Source organism: Methylorubrum zatmanii, assembly GCF_014845115.1.
Taxonomy (GTDB): domain Bacteria; phylum Pseudomonadota; class Alphaproteobacteria; order Rhizobiales; family Beijerinckiaceae; genus Methylobacterium; species Methylobacterium zatmanii.
In genome coordinates, this window is sequence record NZ_NKUI01000051.1 from 1 (window position 1) to 9155 (window position 9155).

Annotated in this window: 11 protein-coding genes; 4 read left to right on the plus strand and 7 right to left on the minus strand. The window is 66.7% G+C overall.

Annotation, left to right across the window (positions count from 1 at the left end; translation table 11 throughout):
• Positions 1 to 113 precede the first annotated feature (113 nt).
• From MZTS_RS07320 to MZTS_RS07335, 4 genes are all read left to right on the plus strand, one after another.
• The gene (locus MZTS_RS07320) at positions 114 to 302 is read left to right on the plus strand and encodes a hypothetical protein (protein ID WP_192282890.1); all 189 of its coding nucleotides are present in this window, start codon (positions 114 to 116) and stop codon (positions 300 to 302) included.
• Positions 303 to 312: 10 nt separating this feature from the next.
• Complete coding sequence (locus tag MZTS_RS07325) at positions 313 to 567, plus strand: hypothetical protein (RefSeq protein ID WP_192282892.1); 255 nt, start codon at positions 313 to 315, stop codon at positions 565 to 567.
• Between the two features lie 675 nt (positions 568 to 1242).
• Complete coding sequence (locus tag MZTS_RS07330) at positions 1243 to 1698, plus strand: hypothetical protein (protein ID WP_192282894.1); 456 nt, start codon at positions 1243 to 1245, stop codon at positions 1696 to 1698.
• 136 nt (positions 1699 to 1834) lie between these two features.
• On the plus strand, positions 1835 to 2131 hold the full coding sequence (locus tag MZTS_RS07335; RefSeq protein ID WP_192282896.1) for a hypothetical protein: 297 nt from the start codon (positions 1835 to 1837) through the stop codon (positions 2129 to 2131).
• Between the two features lie 547 nt (positions 2132 to 2678).
• Here the strand turns inward: MZTS_RS07335 and MZTS_RS07340 are convergent.
• Genes MZTS_RS07340 through MZTS_RS07370 form a run of 7 tightly spaced genes read right to left on the minus strand, consistent with a single transcriptional unit; the run spans position 2679 to position 9100 of the window.
• Positions 2679 to 3227, minus strand: coding sequence for a hypothetical protein (locus MZTS_RS07340; RefSeq protein ID WP_192282898.1), 549 nt, complete (start codon positions 3225 to 3227; stop codon positions 2679 to 2681).
• Entirely contained in the window at positions 3227 to 3523 is a 297-nt protein-coding gene (locus MZTS_RS07345; RefSeq protein WP_192282900.1) for a hypothetical protein, read from the minus strand. Before MZTS_RS07345 ends, MZTS_RS07340 begins: the two co-directional genes overlap by 1 nt.
• Before the next feature lie 17 nt (positions 3524 to 3540).
• On the minus strand, positions 3541 to 3900 hold the full coding sequence (locus MZTS_RS07350) for a hypothetical protein (protein ID WP_192282902.1): 360 nt from the start codon (positions 3898 to 3900) through the stop codon (positions 3541 to 3543).
• Between the two features lie 3 nt (positions 3901 to 3903).
• Positions 3904 to 4395 carry a 3TM-type holin gene (locus tag MZTS_RS07355; protein WP_192282904.1) on the minus strand — a complete coding sequence of 164 codons (492 nt, stop codon included), beginning with the start codon at positions 4393 to 4395 and terminating at the stop codon, positions 3904 to 3906.
• Positions 4396 to 4401: 6 nt separating this feature from the next.
• The gene (locus MZTS_RS07360; RefSeq protein ID WP_009864408.1) at positions 4402 to 5082 is read right to left on the minus strand and encodes a glycoside hydrolase family 108 protein; all 681 of its coding nucleotides are present in this window, start codon (positions 5080 to 5082) and stop codon (positions 4402 to 4404) included.
• A 56-nt stretch (positions 5083 to 5138) separates the two neighbouring features.
• A complete protein-coding gene (locus MZTS_RS07365) occupies positions 5139 to 8069 on the minus strand; it encodes a hypothetical protein (protein WP_192282906.1) in 2931 nt (976 codons plus the stop codon).
• Complete coding sequence (locus tag MZTS_RS07370; protein ID WP_192282908.1) at positions 8069 to 9100, minus strand: hypothetical protein; 1032 nt, start codon at positions 9098 to 9100, stop codon at positions 8069 to 8071. Before MZTS_RS07370 ends, MZTS_RS07365 begins: the two co-directional genes overlap by 1 nt.
• Positions 9101 to 9155: the final 55 nt, after the last annotated feature.

The window sequence follows — 9155 nt, forward strand, 5'->3', positions numbered from 1 at the left end:
CCAGGGTCACCGCGAGCCCAGATCCCCGCGCCGCCTGACCGCCTCCGTCACCTAAAATCCTGCATAGCTCCACAGACGGTCGCGACGTCGTCTTCGACCTCCAGGGGCGAGCCGTGACCGAGGAGAACCTGCGCCCGGTCTGTGCGGACATAGCAGCCGAGCTGATGCATGGCTGCACCGCCCCGGTCGATTGGTCGGCCTGGATCGTCGACGTGCACGACGCCTACGGTCAGCATGTCATGACGTTCAGCTTCGCCGAGATAGCAAACGAGATCGGCTGCCTGTCGGCTCTGGCAGCCTGAGGAGAGCGCTATGGCGATGAAGACGACCTATCTCGTGCAGACCTTCGTGCTGAAGCGGAAGCGGCTCGTCCCTGGAGACCAACAGGTTTCGCCGACCAGCAGCGGTGCCCTCAAGCGGGCTGAAGCGATGGCCGGTCGTCTGCCGGGCACCGCCGCCATCCAGATCGTGGCCGACGACGAGACAGGCGAGCTGGAGAGCGCGACGATCCTCGGCCGGTTCGGCGATGTGCCGGACGACTTCGCCGAGACGCTGCAGGCAGCCTGAGGGAGGTCGCGGTGCAAGCCTACCGCCTCAAACAGGATGGTCCGCCGGGCTGCTTCACGGTTCTAGTCGATCGCGAGACGGCCGGCCGGGTTATTGCCTGTGACGAGCACCCTGGCCTCTGGCGCATAGAGGACCAAGACGGCCGGTTCATGGGGAGGGCTGGCCTACGCGAACAGGGGGTCGAGTTCCTTATGGCTTGGTTTCTCGCCGACGATCAGGATTGGTCATGATCGATGATAGCGATGACGACCGCATCGCTGAGGTGCGGAGGCGGATGCTTGCGGCGGCGCGTGGGGGCTGAAACGAAAAACCCCGCACCGGCGGACCGGGCGGGGCAAGTCTTGGGAGGAACGGAAGACCGCTCTGTGTGGCAATGCGGCCCGACAGCCGTTGTTCAGGCTCCGTCCGAAATCGCACCAAGCCGCTCGACCCGGCGCTGGCCCGCCAAGCGGAAGCGCCCCGTCCGCTACCAATCTCCGATGTTGGGACGAGTCCGCTCTATTGCCGAGCCGACGTCGGGTTGGGAAGCCGGCACGAGGGTCCGCCGCCTTTGAGCCGCCTGGACAAAGAAGGTGCATTTCAGCAGGCCTCCCGCTCGTCACCTCACGTGCGCGTGAGGAACCACCTTCTACGGCTTGCGCTTCCTATAGAAGCCAGAAATCTGCGGAGGAACGCATGACTAAGATGTCAACCTTACTCAGTGCTACCGCAATCCTTGCTTTCACGGCCGCGTCTGCACTCGCAGCGCCGTGCAACACCCAGGGCAAGCAGGCCGCCAACGAAAAAAGCTCCAGCGCTGACCACTCGACCAAAAACCTCGCCGATGGTCAGCAGCCGAGTTCCCCCAAAACAGTCGGTGCAATGAACAATATGGCTGCCAATCGCGCCACCTCACCTGCTGATGTGACCCGGCAGGCAGAGGGTAAGGGAACGATGGCTCAGCAGGGGCAGTCCGGCAGCGGTAGCCAGGGACAGCAGGCGGGTGGTGGTTCGAGTTCGGATGCGGACCGGTCGACCAAGAACCTCGCCGACGGTGAGCAGCCGAGCGCGCCGAAGACGGTTGGCGCGATGAACAACGTCGGCGCTAATCAGCTGCCGGGTAAGCAAGCGCAGAGTGATGACGGCTGCTGATCCAGGATCAAGCACCTAACGAATGATGACCCACCTCGACTTACGTCGGGCGGGTCATCCGTTGCCGCACATCACAAGCCGAGCATGCCGGCCGGGGTGATGGCGATGAAGCAGGGGCTCACGGCCGGTCCCTATCATGATGAGCCCGGTTCTCGATCGCCTGCTCACGCTCGATCAGGCCGAGCAGCTCGGTCTGGCGCTTCGTCTCTTCACGGATGATGCGAACGCATTCCGCGATGCGTCCCGTGTCCCCGGTTTGTCGGCGGGTAAGATCGCGCAACTCGCGCATCAGGTCGATTGCCTCGCGAGGCCCATGCAGGAACGGCGGCGGCACATCGGCAATACCGACCGGGGCCGGCGGCGGCTCACCGTGCTGGCGGACAGCGAACCGGAGCGGACGCGCTGCGTGATACGGCGGCGCGTCGGCAGCTAACAGGCGGTAGAAATGAAAAAGCCCGGCACCGGCAAACCGGGCCGCGCTGTTGCGGTACTCAAATCGGCGTCGGCTGCCCCTCTTCCATAATCGCGGCAACGCTCTCTAGCGTCTCCCGCGCGGTCTGCGCGCGCTCATACGACGCCGAGTCGAACCCCCAGATGTCGTGAGCCTCGATGTCTCCGCTTTTGGGATACGCCGGATCCGATTCGGGCCCTTCATCGCGGATGGCTTCAAGGCCAGCGACGGCTACAGACAGGGCTCGCCCATACCGATCACTCGATCGCGCGCCGGATCCCCCCTTTTCAAATTCCGTGTGTGGCATGGTTCGTCCCAGTCGAAGCGCCCCCTCGACGTGGCCAAGCTTGCCGCCTCTCCATTTGGTTGCATACCCAAACTGACTACAATCAACATAAAATTATCATAGGTTTTTCATCTGACTCAGGCTCACCCCGGCACGGACCCGCCGAACGGCAGCGCCCCGGTCTTCCACCGGTCGCCGATCCAGGGGCGTGTACGCTCGATCGCCGGGCGCTGCGGGTCGCGATCAGTCCGGATCGCGGTAATCGTGCCCCATGTCGATGTAGGGGCGGATCGCCTCTGCGAACGGGCGCAGGTTCGGCTGGGCCAGGACGAGATACGCGACCAAGCCGGCCATCCCGACCCACGCCGTGCCGAGCCGGATCCGGTCGCGCGGCGGCACGTCCTTTCCGAACAGGTCCGGCACCGTGACGCCGATCGCCAGGGCGCAGATACCGAGCACGATCCAGAAATCGAACACCGCGTTGTTGATGATGTAGGCCGGCTGTCCCGAGAGCCGCCACAGCGTCGCCACCGCCATGTTGAGCACGTAGGAGGCGCAGCCCAGCCAGACCATCAGGGCGTAGAGCAGTTCGCCCGGCGGCCAGCCGCGCGACAGGACCGCCCGCCGGGCCGGGCGCCAGTAGGCCACCAATCCCCAGCACGCCAGCACCAGAAACACGGCACGCAGGCCGGTCCCCCGGGCGTGGAACGGCGTGGTGAGCACGAGGATGACATAGGTGGCCGCGACGGCGGCGAGCGCCCACGCCGTCAAGAACTCGAACACGCGGCGCATCAGGCGTGACCCTTCCTGGCCCGGCCGGTCTCGGCTCGCAGGCGCTCGAAATAATCCATCATCCGGTCTTCTGCGGCGGTGGCCGCCCGGGCTTGGCGGCGGGTCTCCTGCGCCTGGATGCGGCGGCGAGAGCCTTCCTCGATCTGACGGGCGGATTCGCGCGTCCGATCCGTCGAAGCCCGCAGATCGCGGGCAGCCCGCGCGGTTTCCTCGCTCGCATTCAGGGCGCCACTCACCGCGGCATCGAGGCGGCGGTGCGCAGCGGCGGGATCGGCATGCGGCAATAGCCACGACATGAGGCGCCTCCATCCGGTCATGCGCGCCCCCGGATCAGATCCTTGATCGCCTCCGCCACGGCGTTGGCCGAGGTCTGAAGCCCGGCAATGCCGTGGCGGACCTCGCGCGCCTCACCTTCGGTCTCGCGCGCCAAGGTCTGGATGGCCATCGACAGCGAGGCGACGGCGCGCTCGTTGTCCTTCAATGCCTCGGCGCTGTCGGAGGCGGCCGCCTTGTTCGCCTCGATGACGGCGACGACGCGCTCCAGCAGGCCGAGATACCGTTCGGTCGCTTTGCGCACTTCCATGAACAGGAAGCCGATGACGACACCCGCTACCGCGAGCGCGCCCTGAAGACCGTGCTCGTGGAGGAGGTTCGCGATGTCGATGCTGGTCACGGATCAGCGCCGCAGCAGCTTCACGCCGACATTCGGATCGACGCCGCCGATGCGCTCGGCCGTCTTCAGGCCCGACAGCCCGAGCAGGCCGGTGAGCAGGGCGAGCAGCGAGCCGTTGTCGAGCGTCGGCGGCGAGGGGAACGCGATGCCGAGCGCGGTGCCGAGGATCGCTGCGCCCCACGCCACCATCGGCGCCAGGACGAACGAATAGGCGAAGCCGAACACGCAGATCCAGGCCACGGCGGGGCGCCAGCCCGAGACCCAGAAGGACGGGCTCTGCGCTTCGGCGAGGTTGATCGCGGCCTGCTGCTCGTTCTGCTTGGCCAGCATGTCGGCCCAGGCGCGCTCGCGGTCGGCCAGGGCCTGGGCGATGTCGAGTTGCGCCTTCTGCGCGGCGACCGGATCAGGAATCACCCGGTCGAGGATCTTGCCGATGGTCGGCATGATGTCGGGTAGCAGGCTTGCTGCGACGGAGGCGAGGATACCGGCGGCCATGGTGGATCACCCCTTCGGAGGATAGGCGGCCCGGAGCCGGGCGAGCGCGCCGGCCCAGAAGCCCGGCTTGGTGTCGGTGGCAGCCGGCATTGGTGCCGCCGGAGAGCCGGGGTTGCGCGGCGCCGGGGCGAACGCGGGACCGGTCGTGATGGGAGGCGGCACCGGCACGGGAACGCGCACCATCGCCAAGGCCTCGGCCCGCACGCCCTCCACGCGCCGCGACCACCCTTTCCCGAAGGTGCCCCAGGTCGAGAGCCTGCGGAGAAAGGTCAGACGATCCGCGCAGATCCGCTCGATGACCTGATCGGCGGCACGGCCCTTCACCGCCGCCAGGGTGAGCGGGCCGATCCTGCCGTCATCCGCGACGCCGATAGCTCGCTGGAGCGAGGGGATCGCACGCCCGACACCTGAGTTCACCGCGAAGTCGAAGACGCAGTAATCGACACCGGCCGGCAGATCGTCGCCGCGCACGCGGTCCCAATAGTTCTTGCGGTAGATCGGCGCGACCGTGGCCCGGGTGAGGGCCCTCACCTCGGCCTTGCTGGCGGGCCGGCCGAGCCAGTCCGAGAGCGTGCCGATGGTGACGCCGAGATTGGTTGCCCCTCCCGGGTCCTTCGGGTGGTCGACGTACCCGCCCTCATGGGCGAGCGCGAGCGCCAGCGCCCGCTCGAAATTGGCGGCGGCCATGGTGTTCTCCGATTGTCGAGGGAAGGTGTCGGGCTCGGGCCGGGTGGCGCTGCGAGTTAGAGAAGAGTCGCGCTCATCTGCGCGCGGCCGGCCGAGATCGTGCCGGTGGTCGAGAGCGTCTGGAGACCGAGCTTCATCACAATCGAGCCGCGAGCGGTCACCCGGTACACGCCGGTCAGGTGGATCTCCTGCGTCGTGTTCGCCGCCACGTCCCGGCGCTCGGCGATGTAGGAAGCGTTGTCGTCGAAGCCGCCACCTGCGCCGCCGCCATCGTTCTGCAGGAACAGGTTCGCCTGCCCGGCCGTGCCGCCCACCTGCAGCTGCACATGGGCGTCGATGCGGTAGCGCTGCCCGACCTCGGCCCCAGGCACGAAGATGCTCACGCTGTTGTTGACCGTGCCCGACACGCTGATGGCGCCGGCGTTGCTGGCGCGCCCAGCCGGCAGGTTGCCTTCGACGCGAACGTTCTGCGTTCCACTGGACAGATCGACATACTCGGCGCGAGCGGTCTCGCCCTCATAGTCACTCAGGCATTCGTATTCCTTGGACTTGCAGCGGTCGGTAGTCCCGAGCAGCTTCAAGCCGGTCGTGGGTTTGAAATGTTCGATCTCCGCAATCCTGGCGACTTGGCAATCCTTCAGCTCGATCCCGTTCCACGCACCGCCCGCACTCTTGCCAGTGGAGTAGTTCTGGAGCTTCAGCCGCTTGACGCGGATACCGTTGCACTTCTCCGCCCGGATAGCGAGCGTTCCAGGCGTCCCGTCCGACAACACCCCAGCCGGCGAGCCCTTAATGAACAGGATGTCGGAGATATCCATGTCCGGGCAGTTGATGACACGAATGCCGAGATCAATGGGGCTCAAGTGGCCACCAGCTATGCGCCCCCACGGCCGCTCACTCGCGTTGTTGATTTCGATAGCCTGCCACACAGCGATAATGATCGGATCCAAGACGCGGAAGCCCTCTACCTGTCCCTCGGAAATCATGCCGAGTTTGGCGTTTGCAACGCGAGGATTGAAGATCAGACCATCACTTGGAATACTGAGTAGGCTGGAACCGAAATTCCGAATCCCCAGATCCATTGTGCCGAACGACAGGCGGCCACCATTGTCCGCATCGAAGTCCCGGCGTCCGACTACGTTCGGGTTTTCCATCTGGAGGTTGTGAACGTCGATGGTCTCTATGCCGACGTCCCAGCCGTGCTGAAGGTAATTTACACCGCGAACTGTAATGTTTTTCAGGTTACAGCGCACATCGTTGCGGAAGCTGCCGCTGTCGGCGGCGGCATAGGTCACGGACAGGCCGGTCCCCGCCTCTTGCCCGAGGGTCAGGAAGGCGACGTTCTCGATGTGCGTCGCGTTTTCCTGCTTGTCCTGCTTGATGACCCCGCCGGACACGCCGGGAGCGAACACGAGGGCCGACGAGCGGTAACCGCCGGTCATCTGGAAAGCCTGATTGGTGACCGCGAGAGGTGCGCCGGTGAGGTAACGCGCGCCGGGAGGGAGCACCAACTGCTCCCCGGAAGCGATTGCCTGCTGCAGGCGGGTCTGATTATCCGTCCCGGTGGTGCCGTTGAAATCGCCCTTGCACCCGAAGCGCTCCAGGCTGATCGGATATTTCAGCCAGTCGGCGAGGATGCGGGGCGTGGACAGGCCGGTGGCGGACGCGCTCACGCTGGAGGCGTCGCCATCGAGATCAGGCAGGAAGGCTTGTGTCTGCCGGTTGAACACGCCCCGCCGGTAAACCGTCGCTCCGCCCTGGATTGACATGTTGCCGTCGCCGTCGCGGCCGATATCGAACATCATGGCGCGCAGGCCCTTTGCGCCGGCCAGGACGATCACCGTGTTGTGGCGTCCACCCTTGATCTGCGCGCTGACCGAGGCCCCACCGATCAGGATGCCGCTCGTCGTCTGATGGGACAGGTTCTTCGCCGTGCTGTCGCAGTTGACGATGCGCGTTCCTCGGCCGTTGTCCCGAATGTCGAAGCCGCCGTTTGCCTCCAGATCGTGGCGCTCGATGATGCACTCATCGCACCCGGCGAGGATGTCGATGGCATAATCCGAGCACCCTTCGATGGTGCCGCCGACGATGCCGGAGCCGAGGGCGAACCGCAGCACCGCCCCCTTGGCGACGCCCTCGATCTTCGGATCCTTCAGGATGACGTAGCTGCACTGTCCGGCAGCACCCTCGCCCGTCAGTCCGGCCGCGATCCAGCCGAAGCCGGGCTTGGCGCCCTGATACCAGCCGCTCTCGTTGACGGAGGCGACCAACCCGTAATTCGAGCAGACGCCCCCCTCGGTGTAGAGCGCGGCCGAGTTCGGGCCGCAGCCGCGCACGACGAAATGCAGCTCGGAATGGTTGATCGCCTTGGCGAAGACGGCGTGATCCGCGCCCGCGCCGGCCTCGATGATGAGGGGCGCGGACGGCTTGCCGACGTGCATGTTGTAGGTGTGCACGGTCGTGCTGGCGGTGCCCTGGTTCAGGATGAAGGCGCGGCCGGTCCCGGTGTAGCGGAACCGCACCTCGCCCTCGATGTCGATCCGCCCCATCGAAACCGCCCATTGCGGCGAGACGCTGTAGGGATAGACACCCGAGGGAATGACGAGGCGGCCGAGCCCGGCGCGGACATAGGCGGCCGCCTTGGCCAGCGCGTCGCTCAGATCGACAGTGCTCGCAATCGTCCCATCAGCGATGCTGGCGTGCAGGGCCGGGTCGATGAAATCGAGCAGGCTCTTGCGCTCGCGGATCTTCCCCTCGGCCGGGCGGGACAGGAGGTCGCCAGCGAGCGGAAGGGTTTTGTCGAGCTTGAGCGCGACATCGCTGCGGCGCGCCAGCGGGATGCCGCCGGGCGTCTCGCCATCCTGGATATGGAGGGTTTCCGTCCCGACGACGATCTCACGCGGAGGCCCCTTGTAGGCGTCCACGGAAGCCTGGTTCGGGAGGTCGCTCGCACCGATGCCGGCGAGCTGGCGGGGCTGGCGAGCCATCAGGAATTCCAATCGTTCTGCGAGGAGGGGTCGGTGTCGAAGTTGAAATCGAGAGCCGCGGTGCCGATGAGGGCGGCGTACTGGCGGGCATCGCCGGCCGCGAACTGAGCCGCGATGCGCTGCGCATCCGCTGCGGCCTGCGCCTGGAGGGCTTCGTCCTTGGCGCGGGCGGCGGCTTCACGCGCCGCAGCTGACGCAGCCGCATCCTGCGAGACCTGCGCCTGTGCAGCGACCACGTTCTGGCGGACGCTCTCGACCTGGGTGGCGCCGATATCGACGGCCTGCCGGTCGGCGGTGACGGCCTGCCGGTCCGCAGCGACCGCCTGCGCTCCGGCGGCAGCGCCTGCGGAGGCCTCAAGAGCGGCGTCGCGCAAAGCTCGCAGTTCGGGCGTCAGCTTCGAGGTGATCGGCTCGCTTTCGCCGGGCCACACGCCACCGCCTTTCGGCCCGTAGAGTTCGCGCGGGTCGGCGGCGGTGTCGATCCAGTAGTCGCCATCCTCGCCATCGGCGGCCGTTGGCGGACCTTCCCCAGAGAGAAACCCGGAGCCACGCCGGCCCGCCTGGCCCGCGACGGCGACCGGCGTCACGATCGGCTGCCTGCCAGCCCCGAAGGTGACGCCGGCCCGGTCAGCGACGAAGTCCCGAATGGCAGCCGGGTCGTCGTAGCGCAGGCGCACCGGCACGAGCAGGCGGCGGGCGCCGTTCACGACCTCCAGAATGTCGGCCGTCAGCTCGCCGCGCGGGAAATTCGCCTGGGCGAAGGCTCGCGACACCTGATGCACGAAGGTGTTCTTAACGGTCTGGTCGCCGCTGCCATCGGTCGGCGGCACCAGCGACAAGCCGTCCTGAAAGGTGAGCACCTTGATCGGAGCGACGGGCTCGCCCACGCCCGACTTCGACGTGGCCGGCGCGATCCAGGCCTCGAAGACCCGCCCCTCGACCGACAGCGGATTGCCGGCGGCATCGAAGAACGGGATCTCCCAATAGGGGTCCGTCTGCGTCGAGATCAGGAACTGCGGAAGGCCGGCCATGAAGGGCTCTCGCGTCGAACAGCCGAACGGGCGCGGCGCGGCGGTGAGCCACGCG

Excerpts from the sequence above, each read along its gene's own strand:
- MZTS_RS07325 (WP_192282892.1), top strand. The coding sequence starts at position 313 with ATGGCGATGAAGACGACCTATCTCGTGCAGACCTTCGTGCTGAAGCGG.
- MZTS_RS07330 (WP_192282894.1), top strand. The coding sequence starts at position 1,243 with ATGACTAAGATGTCAACCTTACTCAGTGCTACCGCAATCCTTGCTTTC.
- MZTS_RS07335 (WP_192282896.1), top strand. The coding sequence starts at position 1,835 with ATGATGAGCCCGGTTCTCGATCGCCTGCTCACGCTCGATCAGGCCGAG.
- MZTS_RS07340 (WP_192282898.1), bottom strand. The coding sequence starts at position 3,227 with ATGCGCCGCGTGTTCGAGTTCTTGACGGCGTGGGCGCTCGCCGCCGTC.
- MZTS_RS07345 (WP_192282900.1), bottom strand. The coding sequence starts at position 3,523 with ATGTCGTGGCTATTGCCGCATGCCGATCCCGCCGCTGCGCACCGCCGC.
- MZTS_RS07355 (WP_192282904.1), bottom strand. The coding sequence starts at position 4,395 with ATGGCCGCCGGTATCCTCGCCTCCGTCGCAGCAAGCCTGCTACCCGAC.
- MZTS_RS07360 (WP_009864408.1), bottom strand. The coding sequence starts at position 5,082 with ATGGCCGCCGCCAATTTCGAGCGGGCGCTGGCGCTCGCGCTCGCCCAT.
- MZTS_RS07365 (WP_192282906.1), bottom strand. The coding sequence starts at position 8,069 with ATGGCTCGCCAGCCCCGCCAGCTCGCCGGCATCGGTGCGAGCGACCTC.
- MZTS_RS07370 (WP_192282908.1), bottom strand. The coding sequence starts at position 9,100 with ATGGCCGGCCTTCCGCAGTTCCTGATCTCGACGCAGACGGACCCCTAT.